Raw genomic sequence first — 23,913 nt, 5'->3', positions numbered from 1 at the left:
CATGATCCGCACGGATCTCATTGCGCCGCTGTCCGAACTCCTTGCCCGCCATGCCTCCGCGCGCGGCGGGAAGACCGCCTTCCGAGACAGCGCGCGCAGTGTGACCTGGGCGGAGCTTGCCTCGCGCAGCGGCAACCTCGCCGCGCGGATCGCGGCGGCCGGCGTCAGGCCGGGTGACCGCGTCGCGTTGCTACTGCCGAATTCCGTCGCCTGGATCGAATCTGCCTGCGCCATCTTGCGGGCCGGCGCGGTCAACGTGCCGATCAGCCACGACGCGACCGTGCCCGAGATCCTCTATCGCCTCGAGGATGCGGGCTGCCGCGCCGTCGTCGTCAGCGCCGAGCGTGCGGGCGTGATCGCCGAGGCCCGCGCGAGCCTGCCGGCGCTGCTGACCGTCATCGTCGCCGGGAACGGCGCCGGCGAGCTAGAGGCGCTGAGCGCCGGCGTGCCTCCGATGGCGCCACCCGACCCGCCGCTGCTCGAGGAGCCCGCCTTCATCATCTACACCTCCGGCACCACGGGTCGAGCAAAGGGCGTTATCCTGACGCTGCGCGGCATGCTGTGGGTAACAGCCGCGTGCTGGGCGCCAATCCTCGGCCTGTCGGAGCAGGACGAGTTCCTCTCGCCCCTGCCACTGTTTCATTCCTATGGGCTGAACCTCGCCTTCCTCTCGGTCGTTGCCACCGGCGCCTCGGTGCGGATCATGGAGCGCTATTCGACCGGCGAGGCGCGACGCCTGCTGGCGGAAGAGAGGCCGACGCTCTTCGCCGGCGTGCCCACCATGTTCCACTATCTGCTGCAAGCGATCCCGGAGGGCGAGGCGGCCGTGGCGCCGCGGCTGACCCGCTCTGTCTCCGCTGGCGCGATCATGCCGGGCACGCTCAACCGCGCCTGGGAGGACCGCTTCGGCTCACCGCTGCTGGACGGCTACGGCATCACCGAGACCTGCACGATGGTCACGATGAACTGGATGCAGGGCGGGCGACCGCTCGGCTCCTGCGGGCTGCCGCTTCCCGGCCTGACAGTGCGGCTGCTTGATCCGGCGAGTGGAGAGGATGCGGCGCCGGGCGCGGAAGGTGAGCTCATCGTGCGCGGCCCCAACGTCATGCTCGGCTACCACAACAAGCCTGCTGAGACCGCGCAGGCGCTGCGAAAGGGCTGGTATCACACCGGCGACCTGGCCCGCGCCGATGCGGACGGGTTCCTCACCATCACGGGCCGCCTCAAGGAGCTCATCATCCGCGGCGGGCAGAACATCGCGCCGGCCGAGATCGAGGAAGTGGCCGCCGCCTTTCCTGGCGTGCGTGACTGCGCCGTGATCGCAGCACCACATGCGGAGCTTGGCGAAGTACCGGTACTGTTCGTCGCCGAAAAGCCCGGCGAGCGGGTGAACATCCCTGCCCTGATCGCCGCGTGCCGCCGCGCGCTGTCGGCCTACAAGGTTCCGCAGTCGGTGCAGGTGACGGACGAAATTCCGCGCACTGGCTCGGGAAAGATCATGCGGTTCCGGCTCAAGGAGCAGCTTCCGCGCTGATCGGCGTCGGGGAGGGAGGACGCAGCCATGGCGGGCCAGGGCGGTGCGACGGACCCATCCTTCGGTAGGGCGGCCATATGGGTGCTGTGTGCCGGGGCCGTGGTTCTCGCCATCTCGGTCAGCATCCGTCATGCCTTCGGCCTGTTTCTGCAGCCGATGTCGGCGGGCCAGGACTGGGGGCGCGAAGTCTTCGCCCTGGCCATCGCCGTGCAGAACCTGGTCTGGGGCATTGCGCAGCCCTTCGCGGGGCGGCTCGCCGACCGATACGGTGACGGCCGTGTCATCGCAGGTGGAGCGGTTCTGTATGCCGCTGGGCTCGCCCTCATGGCGCAGGCGACGACGCCGGGCCCTCTCATGTTGTCGGCCGGACTTCAGGTCGGGCTAGGCTTGGCCGGCACCGCCTTCACTATCGTCTTCGGCGCGGTTGCCCGCGTCGTCCCGGTCAGGCGTCGCAGCGAGGCGATGGGCATCGTCGGTGCCGCGGGCTCATTCGGTCAGTTCGCGATGCTGCCCACCGCACTCTGGCTGATCGGCGCCTTTCATTGGGACGGGGCCTTGCAGGTGCTCTCCGCTGTCGCGGTGCTCATGCTGCTCATGGTGCCGGTGCTGGCGCGTGGCAGCATCGCGGCCGCCTTGGCCGAGCCTGTCATCCCCGCCCGGGCCGCACTTCTCCAGGCGCTCGGCCACACAGGCTTCCGGCTCCTTTGCCTGAGTTTCTTCGTCTGCGGCTTCCAGATCGTCTTCATCGGCACGCACCTGCCGGCCTACCTTCTGGACCGCGGCCTCAGCCTGGAGACCGGGACGGCAGTTCTGGCGCTGATCGGCCTGTTCAACGTCGCCGGAACATGGCTGTTCGGTCGATGGGGCGGCACTGTGAGGAAGCCTCTGCTGTTGACCGGTATCTACCTCGCGCGTGCGGCTGCCATTGCGTTCCTGGTGCTGGCACCGGCGAGCGCTTGGGTCGCCTGGGCCTTCGGCGCGTCCATGGGCTTGCTCTGGCTCGGCACCGTGCCGCTGACCAACGGCACGGTCGCCAGCATATTTGGCGTGCGGAACCTGTCGTTGCTGGGCGGCGTGGTGTTCCTCTTCCACCAGATGGGCTCGTTCCTCGGCGGTTGGCTAGGTGGGGTCGCCTTCGATCGCCTTGGTTCATACGATGCTGTCTGGCTGCTTGCAGTACTGCTCAGTCTGGCGGCAGCGGCCCTCAGCTTGCCGATCTCCGAAAGGCCCATCGCGCGGCTGCAGCCCGCAACTGGTACCTCGCAATGACGAACAGTCTGATCGCAAGGCTGCGCCCCGTAGCGCTGCTGCAACTGATCGGCCTCTCTGTGGCGGCACTAGGTATTGGCCTGACCCCCTAGAAGCGGTCCGCCGGTGATGTAGTCCGGCGGCTGCTGCTCCGAGCCCCAACGTTGGAGCGCCCGAAGGTGGAGTTTTCGGGCCTTGATCACGGTGACGGGCTGGTGATGCCATCGGGATTCTGCAACGAAATGGGCGGCTTCTGCCCGATCGCCCCATGCGGACGATCCTCGTTGTAGTATCTGCGCCAAGCCTCCAACTTTTCCCGCGCATCGGCAAGCGTCAGGAACCAGTGCGCGTTCAGGCATTCTGCCCGGACGCGCCCGTTGAACGCTTCCGCGAAGGCATTGTCCGTCGGCTTGCCAGGGCGTGAGAAGTCGAGCGTCACCCCCTTCGCGTACGCCCACAGATCCAGATCGCGCGAGACGAACTCCGTGCCCTGGTCGACCCGGATCGTCTTCGGATAGCCCAGCACGGCGCAGGCCTGCTCCAGCGCCGCCACGACATCTTCGGCCCGATAGCTGAACCGCGGATCGATCACCGGCGCGTAGCGCGAGAAGGTGTCGATCACCGTCAGCACCCGGATCTTCCGCCCGGTGGCGAGCTGGTCGTGGATGAAGTCCATCGCCCAGGTCTCGTTCGCCTGGCTCGGTGGCCGGCGATCCTCGCGCAGCTTCGCCTTGACCCTTCGCTTGGGCGTCTTGTTCCGCAGTTGCAGGCCGAGTTCCCGATAGATCCGACACGTCCGCTTATCGTCTAATCGCGTTCAACATCTTCTTGCGGCGTCCTGGCGCAGCAGACCTTGTCGTCTTCGAGGTCGAGACTCGCTCGCCTCATCATGGCCCTCGCCAGCTGGTCCCCCTATGTGATTCACGCGTTCCCTGAGGGTCGCGTAAGCAAGCCCGGGGTGACCTGGCCAGCGTCCTGCTCAGGACGTCCCCCCGCGTAAGCGGGAGCTCAGCAGGCTGGCGCGGTGACGAACTCCGTCCCGTCCAGCCACATGCGGTGCAGGATGGTGGCCAACTTGCGCGCGACGGCGGTCTTCGCTTTGCGGCTGCCGATGCGGGCCGCCAGGCGCTCACCCCATCGCCGTAGCGCGCTGTCACCACGGACGCGCGTTATCAGCGCGTTCGCGGCCTCGAACAGTAAGCTGCGCGTCATCCGGTCGCCCGATTTCGAGATCCGCCCAGCCAGATCCACCTCCCCGGACTGGTACCGCTTCGGCGTGAGCCCGAGGTACGCCCCGACGTCACTGGATCGCCGGAACCTCGTGGGGTCGTCGATCGCCGTCACGAAGGTGACCGAGGTAATCGCACCGACCCCGGGTACCGTCGCCAGGCGGCGGCAAACGTCCTGCTCACGCGCGAACTTCACCAGCTGACGCTCGAGCTCCGCCTTCCGCTCACCCGCGATCTTCCAAGCGGCGAGCAGGGCGCCGATGGCATCGCGTACCATGGGGTCGTCCGGGCACTGGGCATGCACGGCCCGCTCGAAGGTTCCCCCGGTCCCCGCGCCGAGCACCACGCCGAACGTCTTCAGCAAGCCGCGGATCTGGTTGTACAGCCCGGTGCGCACCATCACGAGTTGGCGCCGGGCCGCGAGGACGGCGCGCACGCGGCAGCTTTGCAGGCTCTTCACTGCCACCGCCCTGTACCAGCCCGAGCGGACGACCTGAGCGATGCCATACGCATCATTCGCGCCGGTCTTGTTCACCTGCAGGGACAGGGCCGCGGCAACTTGCCGGGCGTGTAGGCACTCGATTGGCGTGCCGAGCGCACGCAGACCGTGCCATAGCCAGATGGCGAGCGGCCCGGTCTCCATCCCTACCCTCGCCGCATCCGGCGCATGCCGTTTCAGCGTCTCGGCGATCGCCTCTGGTCGCGATGGGCATTTGCCACGCCAGACACGCCGTCCGTCCCCATCCACGACACAGATCTCGGTCTCCTCCTGAGACACGTCGAGCCCCACGTAGAGCAGCATCGCATCCTCCATCAGGTGGAACCGAGGATGAGGGTATCCCCGCCTCGGATGCGATTAGGCCATGTGGTTCACGCGCCATCCCTCCCGCCGCAGCAGCACATGCACGCGCCGATAGCCGTAGCGCACGCGCGTCGCGCAGATCTCCCTGATGCGCCCTTCGAGGCCGGCCTGGTCGGGTCGACGTGAGCGGTAGTGGTAGGTCGACGTGTCCACCTCCAGAACCCGGCACGCGCGCCGGATCGACACGTCCCACTCCCGCCGCACCGTGTCGACGAGTTGGCGCTTGCGACCAGGCCTCAGATTTTTCGGCGGATGACGTCCTGCAGCATCTCGCGATCCAGCGACAGGTCCGCCACGAGCTTCCGCAGCTTCCCGTTCTCGTCCTCCAGCTGCTTCAGCCGCCGCATCTCCGGCGGCGTCATCCCGTCGTACTTCTTCTTCCAACTGAAGTAGGTCGCCTGGCTGATCCCCGCCTTGCGGCAGATCTCCGCCACCGGCATCCCCTCCGCACCCTGCTTCAGGATGAACGCCTTCTGCGCATCACTGAACTTCGAGGCCTTCATCGGCTCCGCTCCTCCCAGCCCAGGAAAACCCGGTACCGAAAACTCTACCTCAAAGCGCTCCGCTTTCTCGGGCTCAGATCACCTTCGTCACCTTCTTCGCGCTGAACAACGGGCTGCCGCAGTTCCAGGACGCGGCGGTGCGCCAGGCGCTCTATCTCGGCCTCGACCGCGACACGATCAACCGCGACCTCTTCTACAACGCCAATGTGCCGACGGAATCCTTCCTGCCGCAGGAGAACTGGGCCTACAACCCGAACCTCCCGCGCCACGAGTACGATCCCGACAGGGCAGCACGAGTGCTCGATGACGCAGGTTGGCGGCGTGGCCGCGACGGCGTGCGTGTGAAGAACGGCGTCCGGCTCGAGTTCAGCACCTCCACCGTCGCGGGCAACCATCTGCGCGAGCAGGTCCAGCAGTTCCTGCAGCAGACTTGGCAACCGCTCGGCGTGAAGATGACGATCCAGAATTTCCCCGCCGCCGTCATGTGGGGCGACTTCTGGCGCCTGAGCGAGTTCAACACGTCGATCGTCGGCTCGATCTACCCGATTGCCTCGGACCCCGATGTGAGCGACCGCCTGGGCAGCTGGGCGATCCCGAAGCGGGCCGGCGCAGGTTCAAACAACATCCAGTACGTGAATCCCGAGGTGGACCAGTTGCTGCGCGACAGCGTCGGCCTGGTGGACCGCGAGGCGCGCAAGCGGAATTACTGGCGGATCCAGGAGATCGTCCGCACCGACCTGCCCTTCTTTACCATCCACCAGACGCGCATGGCCGAGGGCACCAAGGCGAACCTCATCGGCTACGAGGCGAATGTGAACTACCGCTCCAACGCGTGGAACATCAACACGTGGTACTGGAGAGCGTGATCGGATTCTGATCCGTGGCACGCTACATCGTCCACAGGCTCGGGCAGAGCATCGTCCTGCTCTGGCTGGTTTCCCTGTTCGGCTTCTTCCTGCTGCACCTGACGCCCGGCGGGCCGCTGTCACAGTTCGCCAACACGCCCGGCATGTCCGACGAGGATCTCCGGCGCCTCGCGACGCAGTACGGCCTCGACCGGCCGTTGCCGATCCAATACCTCGACTGGGCCTGGGGGCTGCTGACCGGTGACTGGGGACGGTCCTACCGCGACCACGCGCCGGTGCTGAAGGTGATCGGTTCGCGCATCGGCGCGACGCTGCAACTCATGGTCACGGCCACGCTGATTGCCGTGCTGGTGGGCGGGACCGCGGGGATTCTTGGCGCTGTGCGGCGCTATTCCCTGTTCGACCAGGTCGTCACGGTCGGCACAATGATCGCGCTCTCTATCCCAACCTTCTGGTTCGGTCTGGTGGTCATCTATGTGTTCTCGGTCGAGCTCGGCTGGCTGCCGCCGGGCAATATCGGGCCGGTCGGCAACTCGTCCTTCCTGATCTTCCTGCATCACCTGATCGGCCCCTCGATGGTCCTGGGCCTGGTCACGACGGCGCTGTGGAGCCGCTTCATGCGCTCCTCCATGCTCGATGCCCTCAACCAGGACTACGTGCGGACCGCGCGCGCGAAAGGACTTCCCGAGCGCGTGGTGATCGGGACGCATGTCCTGCGCAACGCGCTGCTGCCCATGATCACCATCGCTGGGCTCGAGCTGCCAACGCTGCTCGGCGGAGCGCTGGTGACCGAGACGGTCTTCACCTGGCCCGGAATGGGACGCCTCTTCCTCGATTCCATCGAATACCGGGACTATCCGGTCGTAATGGGGACGTTGATCTTCGCGGCCATCCTCGTCATCACGGGCAGCCTCATCGCGGATGTGCTGCACACCATCGCCGATCCCAGAGTGCGGCTGAGATGAGCGGCGGTTCCGTGCTCTTGACCGACATCCTGAAGGATACTCCGGCCCGCTCGCGGCTGAGCCCGACGATGCAGCGATTCGTCCGCCATCGCTTGGCCGTCTTCGGTGTCGTCGTCATCGTGCTGCTGGCGCTGGCCTGCGCCATCGGCCCCCTCCTGGTGCCCTACGGGCATCTGCAGCTCGACATGCGGCACCGTTTCCAGGCGCCATTCGCGGGACCGCACATGTTGGGCAGCGACGAGTTGGGTCGCGATCAGCTTGCTCGCCTGCTGATGGCCGGGCGCATCTCGCTCAGCATCGGCCTTGCCGCCATGGTCATCAGCGTGGTGGTCGGCTCCGTCGTCGGCCTGATCGCGGGTTTCCGCGGCGGAGCGCTCGGCACCGTCCTGATGCGGATCGTGGATGCCATCCTCTGCTTTCCCAGCATCTTCCTACTGCTGACGCTCGCGGCACTGATCAGCCCAAGCGTTGTCACGATTACGCTGATCGTGGCGCTGACGGCGTGGATGGAGGTCGCGCGGATCGTCTACGGCCAGATCCGCGCGCTCCGCGAGCTCGAATTCGTCGCGGCCGCCGTCACCGTCGGCTCGACGCCAACGCGCATCATGTTCCGTGAGCTGCTGCCCAATGCGATCGGGCCGATCATCGTCGTCGCGACGCTCATCGTCGCGCGTGCGATCCTGCTCGAATCCTATGTCAGCTACCTCGGCTATGGCATCCAGCCCCCGATCCCGAGTTGGGGCAACATGCTGGAGAAGGCTCAGCAGTACCTCACCACCGCGCCCTGGCTGGCGATCCTACCTGGCGTGATGATCACGCTGACGGTAGCGAGCTTCAACTTCGTCGGCGACGGGCTGCGCGATGCGCTCGACCCGCGCAGCGATAAGCGATGAGCGGCCCAATGGCCGCATGAGGAACCGGCAGCCATGACCCATCTCGCCCCGAACAGCCCGCATGCGCGAGACGTCGCCTCGGTGCTGCATCCCTACACCCATGCGCGGAAGCACCTCGAGGCCGGGCCGGTCATCTTCGCGCGCGGCAACGGCATCACCATCCACGACGATGCCGGCAAGGCGTACATGGAAGGCGCCTCGGCGCTGTGGTGCGCCTCGCTCGGTTTCGGCAATGAGCGCCTGGCACGCGTCGCCTACGAGACGATGCGCGACATCGGCTACTATCACATCTTCCGCGGTGCCTCGAACGAGCCTGCGATCGACCTCTGCGAAAAGCTGCTCTCCATCGCGCCGGTGCCGATGTCGAAGGTGCTGCTACAGTGCTCGGGCTCGGAAGCCAATGATTCCGCGATCAAGCTCGTCTGGTAGCACTGGGCGGCACAGGGCCGGCCGGAGAAGCGGAAGATCATCTCGCGCAAGTCCAGCTACCACGGCTCGACGATCGCGACGATCTGCCTCACCGGCATCCCGGAATTCCACAGGGGGTTCGGGATGCCCTACGAGGGGTTCTTATACACGGCGTGCCCGCACTACTACCGCGACCATCTCGAGGGCGAGACCGAGGAGCAGTTCTCCCAGCGCATGGCCGACGCGCTGGAGGAGATGATCCTGCGCGAGGGGCCCGAGACGATCGGCGCCTTCTGGGCCGATCCGGTTCAAGGCGGCGGCGCCGGTGCGCTGCCGCCGCCCGCCGGCTATTTCGACAGGATCCAGGCCCTGCTGCGGAAGTACGACATCCTCATGGTCGCCGACGAGGTCATCTGTGGCTTCGGGCGCACCGGCAACTGGTGGGGCAGCCAGACCTGCGGTGTGACGCCTGACATCATCACCTGCGCCAAAGCGCTCTCCGCCGCGATGCAGCCGATCTCGGCAGTGCTGATGAATCAGCGAATCTTCGAATCCGTGATGGTGCAATCCGACCGGCTCGGCTCCTTCGTGCACGGCTTCACCTATGCCGGGCATCCCGTGGCCTCGGCCGTCGCACTCGAGACGCTCCGCATCTACGAGGAGATGGACCTCATCGGCCATGTGCGGTCGCTCGAACCGGTCTTCCTCGACGCCTTCGGCGCGCTCCGGGACCATCCTCTGGTTGGTGATTTCGGCGGCCGCGGGCTGATGGGCGGCGTCGAACTCGTGGAGGACAAGGCTTCCCGGAGCTCCTTCCCGGAAGGTCGCAAGATTGGCGCCAGGGTCGACGCCCATGCTCGCGAACGCGGGCTGATCCTGCGCACGACCGGGGACCGCATCGCGCTGTCCCCGCCGCTGATCATCACCGAGGACGAGATCTGCGAGATGGCCGCGCGGCTGCGTGGTGCGCTCGACGACACACTCGCCGAGATCTCCGCCTGATCTGCGCAGGAAGCCCGGCCATGGCCCTACCGCCCATCGAGACCGTCGAGAGCAACGCCGAACTTCCGGAACGCACGGACGTCGTCGTCATTGGCGGCGGCATCGTCGGCGTCTCCGCCGCCTACCAATTGGCGAAGAAGGGGCTGCGCGTCGCGCTGGTCGAGAAGGGCCAGGTCGCCGCCGAGCAATCCTCGCGCAATTGGGGCTGGTGCCGGGTGCAGGGCCGCACCCTGCCGGAGGTGCCCCTTGCCCAGCTCAGCCTGTCCATCTGGTCGGGGCTGCAGCGCGATACCGGCCTCGATGTTGGCTTCCGCCGGACCGGGCTGGCGGTCGTGACCAAGGATCCGGCGGAACTCGCACAATGGGAGGAGTGGACCGAACGCGCGCGCCCCTTCCAGCTCGACGCCCGCATGCTGTCCGGCGCGGAGCTGAGGGAGATCGTTCCGGACTCCACCGCGCCGTGGCTCGGTGGGATGTACTCGCCGAGCGATGGGCGTGCCGAACCGCTGAAGGCCGCGCCGCTGATCGCGCGGGCGGCGCGCGGGCTCGGCGTCACCATCCACCAGGGCTGCGCTGCGCGCGGTCTCGAGATGAAGGCCGGCGCAGTTGCGGCCGTGGTGACCGAGAAGGGACGGATCCGCACCGATGCGGTGCTCTGCGCGGGCGGCGCCTGGTCGTCGATGTTCCTGCGCCATCACGGCGCCTCCTTCCCGCAGGCGGGCGTCTTCGCCTCCGCCTGTCGCACGGATCCTGCGCCCGAGGTGTTCGAGGGCGGCATCTCGAGCTTCGGCTACGCCTTCCGCCGCCGCGACGACGGCGGCTACACGGTCGCGGTCAGCGGTGCGGGGCGGGTGGAGCTGACGCCGCAGAATCTCCGCCATGCGCTCGCCTTCGTGCCGCTATATCTCAAGCGCCGGAAGAAGGTGCGCCTGAGCCTCGGGGGCGCCTTCTTCTCGGGCCACGAAGCCCTTGCGAGCTGGACCAACGACGAGGTCTCCCCCTTCGAACGGACGCGCGTCTTCGATCCGCCGCCCGACATGCGGCTCATCGACGCCGCCATCACCCGCTTCCGCGCGGACTATCCGACGCTGAAGGACCTCAGGGTTGCCGAGGCGTGGGGCGGCTTCATCGATTCCACGCCCGATGCGCGCCCGGTGATCTCGCCGATCGACCGCATTCCGGGTCTGACACTGGCCGCGGGCTTCAGCGGTCACGGCTTCGGGCTCGGACCGGGGGCGGGGCAACTCGCGGCGGATCTGGTCGCCGGAGATAGACCTTCAGTCGATCCGCATCCGTTCCGCTTTTCTCGCTTCAGCGATGGCACCAAGGTTCGGCCGTCGGCTTGGGTTTGACCGTCTCTCTCCGAAGAATTGCCGCGTCCAATCGCGAGAAGCCGCAAGTCTGAGACGCGATGAGGCACCTTCAGGTCACATCGGCAGGAGCTCTCAGGTTCTCCGTGGTCATGCGCCCGGGAAACCACTGCTCCGCGCCCCGCCTCCTCGGTCCGAGCGCCCGAGAAAGTTGCCTCCCTCGCCGGATCGATTCGGGGGGGGGGGGGGGGGGGGGAGAACCACTCGGATCACCGTCAGGCCCACGGTCTGACGCCGCCTGATCATGCGTCTTCCAGCTGCCTCGACAGGATCGCCGCCTCAGAAGCGAGTTCCTCACCGATGAAGGTGTGTCCGATCCGGCGCAGTTGCTCACTGACGCCCAGCACAACCAATCCATGCGACATGCGGCCCCGCGGCATGACTGGGGCGGTGATGACGGTCACTCCGGCGATGTAGCGGCCCTCGTCCACCGCATATCCGACCAGGCGCGTCGCCTCGACATCCGCCCGCCATTCCGCGAGCGTCGGCGGGTTGTCCCAGCGAACCGCGCGGAACCGGCTCTCGATCTCCTTCCAGGGATAGCCGCCAAAGGCCGCGATGCACCTGCCGCTGGCACTGACCAGCGCGGGATAGCGACTGCCCACATCCGCCTGCAGCCGCAGGGCCTGGCCAGGCCGTGATATCGCGACGACGACGATGTGCTCGAGGCTCGTCACCTCGATGCCGATGGCGGTGACGCCGTGACGACCGGACAGCCTGTCGAGCACCGGCTGGACGAGATTGCTGAAGGGATCCCGCCGCAGCATCCCGCGCGCGAGCGCGACGATGCCGCTCGACAGCGCGTAGCGCTTCGTCTCCGGGTCGAAAGAGACGAGTTCCTCGACCGCCAGGGCCCGCAGGATGTGCAGGCAGGTGCTCGGCACCAGGCCAAGGGATCGCGCGATCGCGTGCACGCCGAGCGGCGCCTGGCTGCGGGAGAGGAGACGCAGGATCGCCGCGGCACGCGCGACGGCGGGCACCTGCCGGACCACCGCTCCACGTTCGGCCGGCGCGTCTGAGGGTTTCGTCTTTGGTGTGATCATGTTGTCTCTATACAACAAACAATCGTATTTGACAACACGAACGGATACGCGAATAACCTCCAGCAGGCGGCGACAGCCCCCTGGGGAAACGTCCGATGACACGGCTGACCGACAGCACCGACTACGCCTTCGCGCAGGCGAACTTCTCGCCCGAACGGCTCTGGGACTTCTTCGACGGGGACCGGGCCGCGCTGAACATCGCCCACGAGTGCATCGACCGGCATGCGACGGACGACCGCAGGCTTGCGGTGCGGGTTGCGCATGCAGACGGCCGCGACGAGGCCATCACCTTCCGGGAGATCGCCGACTGGTCGTCCCGCTTCGCGCACTGGCTGGCCGCACGCGGCGTCGCGCCGGGCGACCGGGTAGCGGTGATGCTTGACCCGTCCCTGCCCTTCTACGCGGCGATGTTCGGCGCCATGAAGCGCGGCGCCATCGCGGTACCGCTCTTCACGCTGTTCGGGCCGGAGGGCGTGCGCCTGCGCGTGGCCGACTGCACGCCGCGCGTGCTGATCACGAGCGCCGAAAAGGCCGCCTCCGCCGCCGGGCTCCCGGGCGTCGAGGTCGTCGTGGCCGATGCCGCCTGGCTCGAAGCGCTCGCGGCCTTCCCGACGACATGGGCGGTCGCCACGCGCGGCGACGACATGGCGCTGTTCCAGTACACCTCGGGCACCACGCGCGAGTTGCCCGCGGCGGTGAAGCACAGCCATCGCTCGATCGTCGTGCTGATGCTCGCGGCGCTGTACGGCACCGGCATCCGCCCGGGCGACGAGTTCTTCTGCCCGTCGTCACCCGCGTGGGGGCACGGCCTCGCACACGGCACCTTGGCGCCGCTCGCGCTTGGCGTCACGACAGGCACCTATGCCGGCAAGTTCGATCCCGCCCGACTGATGCGCGCCATGCAGGATTACAGGATCACGAACCTTTCGGCCGCGGCGACTCACTACCGGATGATGCGGACCAGCGGCCGCGCCGCGGAATTCAGCTTTGCCATCAGCAAGCTGTCCTACACGGGCGAGCCGATCGACGGCGAAACGCTGCGCTTCATCGACGCCACCTTCGGTGTGCCCGCCTGCAGCATGTACGGCACCACCGAGGTCGGCGTTGTCCTGGTGAACTACCCAGGCGCGACGGACTTTCCGGTGAAGCCGGGTTCGCTCGGCAAGGCTGTGCCCGGCCTGCGCCTTGAAGTCCAGCGTGCCGATCGCACGCCCTGCGCCCCCGGCGAAACCGGCGAGATCAAGGTCTGGCGCCGTGGCGAATGGGTCCCAACCAAGGACCTCGGCCGCATCGACGAGGACGGCTACTTCTACCACGGCGGGCGCGCCGACGACGTGATCATCTCCGCCGGCTGGACGATGAGCGCGGTCGAGATCGAGGACGTGCTGCTCAAGCACCCGGACGTGCGCGAGGCCGCGGCGATCGGCGTGCCCGACCCGGTCCGTGGCCAAGTGGTCAAAGCCTTCATCGTCAGCGATCGCCCGGGCGACGAGACCTTCATGCGCGAACTGCAGGACTTCACCCGCGAGCGGCTGAGCCAGCACGAATACCCGCGCCAGGTCGCCTTCGTCGCCGAGTTGCCGAAGACGCCCGCCGGCAAGATCAATCGCAAGGTGCTGCGCGATGCCGAAGCCACGCGCGCGCCCGCCGCCGCATAGCCATCAGAATACCGAGAGGAACGCCATGCCCGACACAAACATGCCCGAGCCGTCCAACCGGCTCTTCCCGAAGATCACCGACCAGGCGTTGGACGAACTCCGCGCGCGCATCGGCAAGCGAATCGAGAACACCGTCGAGCCCTGGTGCTACGAGGCGACGCGCGACAACATCCGCCACTACGCCCACGGCATCGGCGACGACAACCCGCTGTGGTGCGATCCGGACTACGCGGAGAAGAGCGCCCTCGGCGGCATCGTCGCGCTGCCGAGCTTCCTGTTCACCACCAGCCGCATCATCTCGGGCTATGTCGGCGGCCTGCCCGGCGTGCACGCCATGTGGTCGGGCGCGGACTGGCGCTGGCACCGCTGGGTGCGGCGGAATGAGAGGATCACGACCCAGGCGCACCTCGCGGAACTCGTCGAGCACGAAACCGCCTTCGCCGGTCGCGCCATCCGTCAGGTCTATCACGTCGATTTCTACGGCGAGAACGGCGACCTGGTCGCCGATGCCGAGAGCTGGTGCTTCCGCACCGACCGCGACGCGGCGCGCGAGACCGGCACCAAGTACAAGGAGGTGAAGGCCAAGCCGCAGCGGCGCTACACGGATGAGGAACTGGCGAAGATCTGGCGCCTCTATTCCGAGGAGCGCCCGCGCGGCGACACGCCCCGCTACTTCGAGGACGTGAAGGTCGGCGACACCCTGCCGACCATGCCCAAGGGGCCGATGACCGTCACCGGCTTCATCGCCTATGCGCAGGGCTGGGGCGGGCTCTACATCCGGGCCAACCGGCTCGCCTGGAAGCAGGTGCAGGCGCATCCTGGCCTCGGCATCCGCAACCGCTTCAACATCCCCGACTGCCCCGAGCGCGTGCACTGGGAACCGGAGATGGCTCTGATGGTTGGCGCCCCCGGTGCCTATGACTACGGCCCCGAGCGTTGTTCGTGGCTGACGCACCACATGACCGACTGGATGGGCGACCATGGCTTCCTGGTGCGCGCCACCAGCAAGCTGCGCCGGCACAACCCAGAAGGCGACCTGCTGTTCATCGACGGCAAGGTGACCGGCAAGCGCGTCGAGAATGGCCGCCACCTGGTCGATATCGAGCAGGAGGCCCGCAACCAGGACGGTGAGCTCTCGGTCCTGGGCGGCGGCACGGTCGCTCTGCCATCGCGCAACGGCTAACACCACAAGAACAATACCCGGAGGGGACGTCCACATGAAAAGAAGGCATATCCTGGCGCTGCCACTTCTCGCTGCGGCGCCCCCCCTGGCCCGGCCTGCCCTCGCGCAGGCCTGGCCGACCCGTTCCGTCAGGATCGTCGTGCCCTACCCCGCGGGGCAGGGCACCGACATCTTCGGCCGGCGCTTCGCGGAGTACTACCAGCGCCGCTTCGGCCATCCCTTTGTCGTGGAGAACAGGGCCGGGGCCGGCGGCAACATCGGCTCGGTCGTCGTCGCACGGGCCGAACCGGACGGCTACACCCTGCTGTGGGGTACCAATGCCACGCATGCGGCGAACGAATTCATGTTCGCCTCGCTCGGCTTCGATCCTGTCGCCGACTTTGCACCGATTGCCGCCATCCTGAACCTCGGCATGCTGCTCTACACGAACCAGGAATCGCCGATCCGTTCGCTCACGGATCTCATTGCGGCCGCGCGGGCGCGGCCAGGGCAGGTGTCGATCGGCGTGCCGAGCACGACCTCCCGCGTCGCGGCCGAGATCCTGCGCCGCGCCGCCGGCGTCGAGATCCAGCAGGTGCCCTACAACGGAAGCGCGCAGGCCCTCACCGGCGCGTTGCGTGGCGACGTGATTGCGGTGGTCGACACCATCGCGAGTTCGCTCGGCACCCTGCAGGGCGGACGGATCCGGCCGCTGGGCGTGTCGCTCGGGCGGCGCTCGGGTTCGCTGCCGGACGTGCCGACCTTCCGGGAACAGGGCATCGATGCGGAGGTGACTGCCTGGAACGCCTTCTTCGCGCCGAAGGGGACACCGGTTGAGATCGTGCGGGCACTGAACGAGGCGTCCAACGCAGCGCTTGCCGACCCTGCCCTGCGCGCGGGCGTCATCGCGGCCGGCGCGGAACCGCTCGGCGGCACGCCGGAGGATCTCGTTACCCTGATGCGCGTCGACCGCGCAAAGTGGCAGCCGGTGATCGAGAGCCTGGGCCTGCGGGCGAGCTGAGGCGCATCGGTGAGCGATCCGGCTCAATCCTGGGGCGGCCCGCTTGCTGGCCTGCGCGTCGTCGACCTGACGCGCGTGCTGGCGGGGCCGCTCGCGGCGCAGTTCCTCGGCGACCTCGGCGCCGAGATCATCAAGATCGAGCCGCCCGGCAAGGGTGACGAGACGCGCGGCTTCGCACCCTTCATCGGCGGTGAGAGCCACTACTTCCTCGGCCTCAACCGCGGCAAGCGGAGCCTGGTGCTAGACCTGCGCAAGCCGGAGGGCGCGGACATCCTGCGCCGGCTCGTCACCACCGCCGATGTGCTGATCGAGAATTTTCGCCCCGGCGTGATGGACCGCCTCGGCCTCGGTGCCGAGGCGCTGATGGCGCTCAACCCGCGACTGATCTACTGCGCCATCAGCGGCTTCGGCCTGACCGGGCCGCTGCGCGACAAGCCGTCCTTCGATATCGTCACCCAGGCGCTGACGGGCGTGCTGAGTGTGAACGGGGAACGGGGCCGGCCGCCGGTCAAGCTGGGCCTGCCGATCGGCGACATGTCGGGGGGCATCTTCGGCGCCATCGCGATCCTCTCCGCGCTGCATGAACGCACGACGACGGGGCGAGGAAGGCTGATCGACGTCAGCCTCTATGACGGCACCATGTCGCTGCTGGGCTATCTGTCCCAGCTCGCCTTCCTGACCGGGCAGGATCCGACGCCGATGGGGTCGGCACATCCTTCCGTCGTGCCCTATGATGGCTTTCCCGCATCCGACGGCACCATCATCATCGCCTGCCTAGCCGACGGCTTCTGGCCGAAGCTGTGCAAGGCGCTGGGCTGCCCCGAGATGGGGAGGGACCCCCGCTACGCGACCATGGCGCTGCGCCGTGAGCATCGCGCGGAGATCGAGCCGCGCATCGCCGCCATCACCGCGACGCGGACGGTCGCGGAGTGGCAGCGGTTGCTCGAGGAACACGACGTCCCGCACGCACCCGTGCTCGGCGTGAATGCTGCGCTGTCCCATCCCCACGCGACCGCCCGCGAGATGTTGGTAGAGGTGGATCACCCTGCGGCAGGTCCGCTGCGGATGCTGGGGCGGCCGATCAAGTTTCCCGGTGAGCGGCAGGCGCCGCTCGAACCGCCACCGATGTTCGGGCAGCACACGGTGGAAGTGCTGCGTCGTGAACTCGGACTCACCGAGGAACAGGTCGAGACACTGCGCGGCCTCGGCGTCATCCACGGCCCCCCTGCCTGACAGGATAGCCCTTCATGCCGATGATCGAATCTGCGGTGGACATGCGGTCCACTGAGAGCCGCGCGAACACCGATGCGATGCGGGGACTGGTACGCGATCTACGTGAGACGGCGGAGCGGGTGCGGCTCGGCGGTGGCGATGTGGCGCGCGAGCGGCATCTTTCCCGCGGCAAGCTGCTGCCGCGCGACCGCATCCGCGCCCTGATCGATCCCGTCTCGCCGTTCCTCGAGGTCGGTCAGCTCGCGGCCCACGGCATGTATGGGGGCGAGGTGCCGTCGGCCGGCATCGTCACCGGCATTGGCCGCGTCTCGGGGCGCGAATGCATGATCGTGGCGAACGATGCCACGGTGAAGGGCGGTACCTATTTCCCGATCACGGTGCAGAAGCACCTGCGCGCGCAAGAGATCGCGCAGCAGAACCGGCTGCCCTGCATCTACCTGGTCGATTCCGGTGGTGCCAACCTGCCCAACCAGGACGAGGTGTTCCCTGGCCGCGACCATTTTGGGCGGATCTTCTTCAACCAGGCCAACATGTCGGCCCAGGGGATCGCGCAGATCGCGGTGGTGATGGGATCCTGCACCGCCGGCGGCGCCTATGTGCCTGCGATGTCAGACGAGACGATCATCGTTCGCAACCAGGGCACGATCTTCCTGGCCGGGCCACCGCTGGTGAAGGCCGCGACGGGAGAGGTCGTGACGGCCGAGGAACTGGGCGGGGCCGACCTGCACAGTCGCACCTCCGGCGTGACGGACCACTACGCGGAGAACGACGCGCATGCGCTCGGCATAGCACGACAGGTGGTCGCGAGCCTCAACGAGGTGAAGCGCCCGCCCGTGGCCCTGCGCGAGCCGATGTCCCCCCGCTACGACCCGCGGGAGATCTACGGCATCGTCCCGGCCGATCTCCGCACCCCCTACGATGTGCGGGAGGTCATCGCGCGCATCGTCGACGGCAGCGAGTTCGACGAATTCAAGCGCCTGTATGGCCCGACGCTGGTCTGTGGCTTCGCGCGGATCTGGGGCTATCCGGTCGGCATCCTGGCCAACAACGGCATCCTGTTCTCGGAGAGCGCTCAGAAGGGCGCGCACTTCATCGAGCTCTGTGTCCAGCGCGGCATCCCGCTGGTTTTCTTGCAGAACATCACCGGCTTCATGGTGGGCAGGAAGTACGAGGCCGGAGGCATCGCCAAGGACGGCGCCAAGCTGGTGACGGCGGTGGCAACGGCCGCGGTGCCGAAATTCACCGTCATCATCGGCGGCAGCTTCGGGGCGGGGAACTACGGCATGTGCGGCAGGGCTTATTCGCCCCGCTTCCTGTGGATGTGGCCGAATGCGCGGATCGGCGTCATGGGCGGGGAGCAAGCGGCCTCGGTCCTCGCCACCATCCGTCGGGACGGCATCGAGGGGCGCGGCGGCACCTGGCCCACGGCGGAGGAGGAAGCCTTCAAGGCGCCGATCCGCGAACAGTACGAGGTCCAGGGACATCCCTACTATTCCAGCGCGCGGCTGTGGGACGACGGCGTGATCGATCCGGCCGACACCAGGCGCGTGCTTGCGCTTGGCTTGTCCGCCGCCCTGAACGCGCCGGTGCCCGAAACGCGCTTCGGCCTGTTCCGGATGTGAAGGCGGATCGCAGAAGATGAGCACTTTCCTCGAAGCCGTCGATGCGCGCGGCGTGGCCACGATCACGCTGAACCGGCCGGACCGTCACAACGCCTTCGACGACACGCTGATCGCGGAGCTGACGGCGGCACTCCGGCGCCTCGGCGGGGACGCGGGCGTCCGCGCGGTGATGCTGGCGAGCACCGGGCGCAGCTTCTCGGCCGGGGCCGACCTCGACTGGATGCGCCGGATGGCGCGGCACAGTGAGGAGGCGAACCTTGCCGACGCCGCCGCGTTGGCCGGCTTGATGCAGACGCTGGACCGGTTAGGGAAGCCCACGCTGGCGCTGATCCAAGGAGCGGCGTATGGCGGCGGCGTCGGGCTAGTCGCCTGCTGCGACGTGGCGATCGCGAGCGAGGGCGCGACCTTCTGCCTGAGCGAGGTGAAGCTTGGACTGACCCCGGCGACGATCAGCCCCTATGTGATCAACGCGATTGGGCCGCGTTGGGCGCGCCGCTACTTCCAGACCGCCGAGGTCTTCTCCTCATCGCGCGCCGTCGATATCGGCCTGGTGCACGAGGTGGTCGCCGCGGAGCGCCTGGTCGCGACTGGCGAGGAGGTGTTGAAGGCGATCCTGCAAGGCGCTCCCGGCGCGCAGGCCGATGCGAAGGATCTGGTGTTCCTCGCCGAGGGCCGCGTCGTGGATGCGGCGTTGGGGGCCGAGACCGGGCGGCGAATCGCCCAGCGCCGTGCCTCGGCCGAAGGCCAGGAGGGACTGATGTCCTTCCTCGACAAGCGGCAGCCGTCCTGGCGCCGAGAAGGCTGAGGAGCGCCGCGATGTTCCGCAAGATCCTGATCGCCAATCGTGGCGAGATCGCATGCCGCATCATCGCCACCGCGCGCCGACTCGGCATAGCCACCGTCGCTGTCTACTCGGAGGCGGATGCTGGCGCGCGGCACACGCGCCTCGCCGATGAAGCCTGGCCCATTGGCGCCGCACCGGCGCGCGACAGCTACCTCTCGATCCCGCGCATCATCGACGTCGCCCGGCGTTCCGGCGCCGAGGCGATCCATCCTGGCTACGGCTTCCTATCAGAGAATGCGGCCTTTGCCGAGGCCTGCGCGGAGGCCGGCATCGTCTTCATCGGGCCCCCGCCGTCAGCAATTCGCGCCATGGGATCGAAGGCGGAATCGAAGGCGCTGATGGAGCGGTCCGGGGTTCCGCTGGTGCCTGGCTACCATGGTGAGGCGCAGGATCCCGCACTGCTGATGGATGCCGCGAAACGGATCGGCTTTCCCGTGCTGATCAAGGCAAGCGCCGGCGGCGGCGGCAAGGGCATGCGCGTGGTCGAGTCCGTCAACGACTTCTTACCCGCGCTGGAAGGCGCGCAACGGGAGGCTCTCGCGTCCTTCGGCGACGACCGGGTGCTGGTCGAGAAGTACCTCTCCCGGCCGCGGCATATCGAGATCCAGGTCTTCGCTGACACGCAGGGCAACACAGTCTCGCTATTCGAGCGTGACTGCTCGATCCAGCGCCGCCATCAGAAGGTGCTGGAGGAAGCGCCGGCACCGGGGATGGACCTCACACGCCGGCAGGCCATGGGCGACGCTGCCGTCGCGGCCGCGCGCGCGGTCGGCTATGTCGGCGCCGGCACGGTGGAGTTCATCGCCGAGGGCGATGCCTTCTACTTCATGGAGATGAACACTCGCCTGCAGGTCGAGCATCCGGTGACGGAGATGGTCACGGGCCTCGACCTGGTGGAATGGCAGTTGCGTGTGGCGGCCGGCGAACGCCTGCCGCTGCCGCCTGAGGGCCTTTCGATCCGGGGCCATGCCATCGAGGCGCGCATCTATGCCGAGGACCCGGGCCGCGACTTCCTGCCGTCCACCGGCCGCCTCGCTCATTTGCGCCAGCCGCACGCGGTGCCAGGCAAGGTGCGCGTCGACACCGGTGTGCGCCAGGGCGACGCGATCACGCCGCACTACGACCCGATGATCGCCAAGCTGATCGTCTGGGGCGAGGATCGTCCGGCCGCCGTGCGGCGCCTGACGGCCGCGCTGGCGGAGTACGAGGTCGTCGGGCTCGAAACGAATCTCGGCCTGTTGCGCGCCATCGTCGCGCATCCTGCCTTCGGAACCGCCGATCTCGACACAGGCTTCATCGCACGCCATGCCGCGCGTCTGCTGCCGGATGACACTGCTTCGTCCGTGGCGGACGAGGCGGTCGTGCTCGCCGCCGCCGCGCTAGCCGCCGTCCGGGCGCAGGACCTTGCGATCCAGTCGGCGGCGCGGGCCAGCGGCGATCCCTGGTCGCCCTGGGCTGCCGTGGATGCCTGGCGGATGAATGGCGACGGCTACCAGGATCTGCATTTCCGCCGGGGGGATGGGGTCACACTCGCGCTGCGGACGCACCCTCTGCCGGATGGCACCTTCCGCCTGGACCTGCCGAGCGGTCCGGTCTCCGCCAGCCTGGAGGAGGATCCCGACGGACTTCTCCTGACAGTGGACGGCGTGTCGCGGCGCCTGTCCGCGACGCGCCGCGGGGCCGAGGTCACCGTCATCGTTGGCGGCCGCAACCATACGCTGGTGCAGGTAGATCCCCTGGCACCACCGCGCGTCGAAACCGCCGGTGGCGACCGCGTCACGGCGCCGATTCCCGCACGGGTGACACGCATCCTCGTGGCGCCCGGCGATAGCGTGGCGAAGAACGCGCCGCTGCTGGTCATCGAGGCGATGAAGATGGAACTCACGCTTCGCGCTCCGATGGAGGGAACCATCGCGCAGGTCATGCATGCCGTCGGCGAGATGGTCGAGGAAGGGACCGAACTCGTCACCTTCGCGGCAGGGCCAGATAGCGCCTGAGTCCCTCGGCCTGCGGCTCCCGGCCCGGCCTACGCGGGCGAAGTAATCAGGCGCAGCCACAGCCGATTATGTCTTGCATCCCGCGCGCGATTGGGCTGTGCCAAACGTCCCGTTGCGTCGCGGAACGGCTCGACATTTAATGAGGTATGATGCATTATCTGCATCGGATCACCGAGCCGGTTCAGCCTCGGCCAGTGGGAGGCCAGAAGGGACAAGGCTCGATGGAGTATCGCACGAAAGAGGAACAGGTCGCCGACCACCTGCGCGAAGCCATCCTCTCAGGCCGGCTCGCGCGCGGCGCAAGGCTCAAGCAGGCCGAGATCGCGGAGCAGCTTCAGATCAGCATCACTCCGGTCCGTGAGGCGCTGCGCCTGCTCGAGGCCGAGGGCTACATTGACAGCCGCTCCTACAAGGGCGCGACGGTCGTCCCCTTCGACATCGGCGCCTCGAACGAGATCCTCAACCTGCGCATCCTGCTAGAGGGCCAGCTCGTCCGCTATGCGGTCGAGCGTGCGACGACGCACGACCTGCAGGAGATCCGTAAGCTCGCCGACGAATTCGCCATGGCCGCCGCGCAGAAGGACAGCGCCGCCGCCCGTGGGGCGAACTACCGCTTCCATCGCCGCATGTACGACGCGGCCAAGGCGCCGCAGACGCTGCACTTCGTACAGATTCTCTGGGCCCGCTACCCCTTCGACATCATCAACCGCATCGGCGGCCGCGCGGAACGCGCGGCGGAGGAACACGCCGAACTCCTCCGCTGCATGATCGAGGGCGATGTCGCCGGGGCGATGCTCTGCCTCCGCCGCCACATCGAGGCCGGCTGGAGCGAACTCAATGACATGCTCAAGGCCCGGCAGGACGATAACGCCCCGGGCACCGCACCGAGCGACTGACTACCGTCAAGGAGACCGACCGTGAGCCGATCCGTCCTGCTCGTCATGGACATGATGAACGACCTGATCCATCCGGACGGTCCCAATGGCGCGACCTATGCGCCGACCATCGCGCGGGAGAAGATCCTCGAGCGAACGGCGGAGCTGATCGCCAGGGCGCGCGCGGCTGAGGTCCGCGTCGGCTATGTACGCGTGGGCTTCTCGCCCGACTACGTGCAATGCCCGCCGAACTCCCCGGTCTTCTCAGGGGCGCGCAGCCGCGGGATCTTCAAGCTCGGCACCTGGGGAACTGAGGTGCATGCGGCGATCGCCCCACTGGAGGGCGACCTCGACATCGTCAAGCACCGCGTCAGCCCCTTCTACGGCACCTCCCTCGAACCGACGCTGCGTGCCCTCGGGGCGCAGCGGCTCTACCTCACCGGCGTTTCAACCAACGGCGTAGTCCACACCGGCGCGCGGGAGGCGCATGATCGGGATTACGAGGCAGTGGTTGTGGAAGACTGCTGCGCGGGTGCGACGGACGAGGAACACCGCAGCGCGCTCTTCTGCGTCAAGCGCTTCGCGAAGGTCCAGCCCGCCGCGGAGGTCGACTTCGCAGCGTGACGATGGGCGCCAGGATCAGCCCGGCCCGTCATGCAGCCGGAGGCCGGCGCGAGGCCACTCCACCGCGATCAGCCGCCCCGTGCCCGAGAGAGTGATGAAGGCGGTCCGCCGGTCCTGCCCGCCGAAGCAGATGTTGGTGCAGTAGGCCTCCGGCGCCTCGTGGAATTCGAGCAGCGCGCCATCCGGCGAAATGACGCTGATGCCGCCGCGCACCAACGTCGCCACGCAGATGTTGCCGCCCGCCTCGACCGCAAGGGAGTCGTAGCGCTGGTACCCCGGCGCCCCGAAGAGAAGCCTCCCGCCATTCGGCGCTGGCCAGGGCTCCAATTTCACCACACCCGGCGCCGTCACCTCATAGGCCCAGAGGCGGCTCGTCTCGGTTTCGGCGACATAGAGCGTGCGGCCGTCGGGCGACAGGCCCACGCCGTTCGGCGTCAGCACGGGGAAGATCGCCTCGCGGATGGCGCTGCCATCCATGCGCGCATAGTAGACCGCACCGCGATCCATGCTGCGCGCCCGCACCTTGCCGAGGTCGCTGAACCAGAAGCCCACCTGGCCATCGAAGACCAGGTCGTTCGGGCCGCAAAGCGGACGGCCGTCGCAGTCACGGTAGAGCAGCTCGACCTTGCCGGTGGCGAGGTCCACGCGCTCGATCCGGCCGCCGTCGTAGTCCTCGGCGATGCCGAGCGGCCGGAGGTAGCCGTCCTGCTGCTCGAGCCAGCGGAAGCCGCCGTTGTTGCAGACATAGATCTTGCCATCGGGCCCAAGTGCCGCGCCGTTCGGCCCACCGCCGAGCTGCGCGACGACCTCCTTCGCCCCGCTGGACGAGATGCGCGTGAGGGTGCCGCCTTCGATCTCCACGACCAGCACGCTGCCGTCCGGCAGACATACTGGCCCTTCCGGGAAGCGCAGTCCCCGCGCGATCTCCCGCCCCTTCAGTTCCATCGGATGTCT

Annotated in this window: 18 protein-coding genes and 3 pseudogenes; 16 read left to right on the top strand and 5 right to left on the bottom strand. The window is 67.8% G+C overall.

What is annotated here, in order from left to right; all coding sequences use genetic code 11:
• Position 1: 1 nt before the first annotated feature.
• Together GXW74_RS10665 and GXW74_RS10660 are read left to right on the top strand one after the other, a co-directional pair.
• Positions 2-1,534, top strand: coding sequence for a class I adenylate-forming enzyme family protein (locus tag GXW74_RS10665; protein WP_211846475.1), 1,533 nt, complete (start codon positions 2-4; stop codon positions 1,532-1,534).
• Positions 1,535-1,633: 99 nt separating this feature from the next.
• A complete protein-coding gene (locus GXW74_RS10660; RefSeq protein ID WP_338148199.1) occupies positions 1,634-2,803 on the top strand; it encodes an MFS transporter in 1,170 nt (389 codons plus the stop codon).
• A 178-nt stretch (positions 2,804-2,981) separates the two neighbouring features.
• Here GXW74_RS10660 and GXW74_RS10655 read toward each other — a convergent pair.
• The 3 genes and pseudogenes from GXW74_RS10655 to GXW74_RS10645 all read right to left on the bottom strand — a co-directional run.
• Positions 2,982-3,584, bottom strand: a pseudogene (locus GXW74_RS10655) (IS3 family transposase); the annotation flags it as partial.
• A gap of 206 nt (positions 3,585-3,790) precedes the next feature.
• Positions 3,791-4,813 carry an IS110 family RNA-guided transposase gene (locus GXW74_RS10650; RefSeq protein ID WP_211846473.1) on the bottom strand — a complete coding sequence of 341 codons (1,023 nt, stop codon included), beginning with the start codon at positions 4,811-4,813 and terminating at the stop codon, positions 3,791-3,793.
• A gap of 66 nt (positions 4,814-4,879) precedes the next feature.
• Positions 4,880-5,376 (bottom strand): annotated as a pseudogene (locus GXW74_RS10645) (transposase); the annotation flags it as partial.
• Positions 5,377-5,453: 77 nt separating this feature from the next.
• Between GXW74_RS10645 and GXW74_RS10640 the strand changes: the two are divergent.
• From GXW74_RS10640 to GXW74_RS10620, 5 genes and pseudogenes are all read left to right on the top strand, one after another.
• On the top strand, positions 5,454-6,242 hold the full coding sequence (locus tag GXW74_RS10640; RefSeq protein WP_211846503.1) for an ABC transporter substrate-binding protein: 789 nt from the start codon (positions 5,454-5,456) through the stop codon (positions 6,240-6,242).
• Positions 6,243-6,256: 14 nt separating this feature from the next.
• Positions 6,257-7,207 carry an ABC transporter permease gene (locus GXW74_RS10635; RefSeq protein ID WP_211846472.1) on the top strand — a complete coding sequence of 317 codons (951 nt, stop codon included), beginning with the start codon at positions 6,257-6,259 and terminating at the stop codon, positions 7,205-7,207.
• A gap of 68 nt (positions 7,208-7,275) precedes the next feature.
• Positions 7,276-8,100: an ABC transporter permease gene (locus GXW74_RS10630; RefSeq protein WP_246523159.1), complete on the top strand. Its 825-nt coding sequence runs from the start codon at positions 7,276-7,278 to the stop codon at positions 8,098-8,100.
• A 33-nt stretch (positions 8,101-8,133) separates the two neighbouring features.
• Positions 8,134-9,510, top strand: a pseudogene (locus GXW74_RS10625) (aminotransferase).
• A 20-nt stretch (positions 9,511-9,530) separates the two neighbouring features.
• Positions 9,531-10,862, top strand: coding sequence for an NAD(P)/FAD-dependent oxidoreductase (locus tag GXW74_RS10620; protein ID WP_211846470.1), 1,332 nt, complete (start codon positions 9,531-9,533; stop codon positions 10,860-10,862).
• A gap of 260 nt (positions 10,863-11,122) precedes the next feature.
• On the opposite strand, the gene GXW74_RS10615 is transcribed toward GXW74_RS10620, so the two are convergent.
• On the bottom strand, positions 11,123-11,860 hold the full coding sequence (locus GXW74_RS10615; protein ID WP_338148198.1) for an IclR family transcriptional regulator: 738 nt from the start codon (positions 11,858-11,860) through the stop codon (positions 11,123-11,125).
• Between the two features lie 158 nt (positions 11,861-12,018).
• On the opposite strand from GXW74_RS10615, the gene GXW74_RS10610 reads away from it, so the two are divergent.
• The 9 genes from GXW74_RS10610 to GXW74_RS10570 all read left to right on the top strand — a co-directional run bounded on the left by GXW74_RS10610 (position 12,019) and on the right by GXW74_RS10570 (position 22,959).
• Positions 12,019-13,581, top strand: a complete 1,563-nt coding sequence (locus GXW74_RS10610; RefSeq protein ID WP_211846469.1) for an acyl-CoA synthetase — start codon at positions 12,019-12,021, stop codon at positions 13,579-13,581.
• Between the two features lie 25 nt (positions 13,582-13,606).
• On the top strand, positions 13,607-14,764 hold the full coding sequence (locus GXW74_RS10605; protein ID WP_211846468.1) for an FAS1-like dehydratase domain-containing protein: 1,158 nt from the start codon (positions 13,607-13,609) through the stop codon (positions 14,762-14,764).
• A 34-nt stretch (positions 14,765-14,798) separates the two neighbouring features.
• Entirely contained in the window at positions 14,799-15,764 is a 966-nt protein-coding gene (locus GXW74_RS10600; protein ID WP_211846467.1) for a Bug family tripartite tricarboxylate transporter substrate binding protein, read from the top strand.
• 9 nt (positions 15,765-15,773) lie between these two features.
• On the top strand, positions 15,774-16,997 hold the full coding sequence (locus tag GXW74_RS10595; RefSeq protein ID WP_211846466.1) for a CaiB/BaiF CoA transferase family protein: 1,224 nt from the start codon (positions 15,774-15,776) through the stop codon (positions 16,995-16,997).
• A gap of 14 nt (positions 16,998-17,011) precedes the next feature.
• Positions 17,012-18,619 carry a carboxyl transferase domain-containing protein gene (locus GXW74_RS10590; protein ID WP_211846465.1) on the top strand — a complete coding sequence of 536 codons (1,608 nt, stop codon included), beginning with the start codon at positions 17,012-17,014 and terminating at the stop codon, positions 18,617-18,619.
• A gap of 16 nt (positions 18,620-18,635) precedes the next feature.
• Entirely contained in the window at positions 18,636-19,424 is a 789-nt protein-coding gene (locus GXW74_RS10585) for an enoyl-CoA hydratase-related protein (protein ID WP_211846464.1), read from the top strand.
• Between the two features lie 11 nt (positions 19,425-19,435).
• Positions 19,436-21,460, top strand: a complete 2,025-nt coding sequence (locus GXW74_RS10580; protein ID WP_211846463.1) for an acetyl-CoA carboxylase biotin carboxylase subunit — start codon at positions 19,436-19,438, stop codon at positions 21,458-21,460.
• A 221-nt stretch (positions 21,461-21,681) separates the two neighbouring features.
• Positions 21,682-22,356, top strand: a complete 675-nt coding sequence (locus tag GXW74_RS10575) for a GntR family transcriptional regulator (RefSeq protein WP_211846462.1) — start codon at positions 21,682-21,684, stop codon at positions 22,354-22,356.
• Between the two features lie 21 nt (positions 22,357-22,377).
• A complete protein-coding gene (locus tag GXW74_RS10570; RefSeq protein WP_211846461.1) occupies positions 22,378-22,959 on the top strand; it encodes a cysteine hydrolase family protein in 582 nt (193 codons plus the stop codon).
• Positions 22,960-22,974: 15 nt separating this feature from the next.
• Here the strand turns inward: GXW74_RS10570 and GXW74_RS10565 are convergent, their stop codons facing one another.
• Positions 22,975-23,904: an SMP-30/gluconolactonase/LRE family protein gene (locus GXW74_RS10565; protein ID WP_211846460.1), complete on the bottom strand. Its 930-nt coding sequence runs from the start codon at positions 23,902-23,904 to the stop codon at positions 22,975-22,977.
• Positions 23,905-23,913: the final 9 nt, after the last annotated feature.

Source organism: Neoroseomonas eburnea, assembly GCF_018129005.1.
Classification (GTDB): Bacteria; Pseudomonadota; Alphaproteobacteria; order Acetobacterales; family Acetobacteraceae; genus Neoroseomonas; species Neoroseomonas eburnea.
This window is presented reverse-complemented; position numbering and strand designations above follow the sequence as displayed.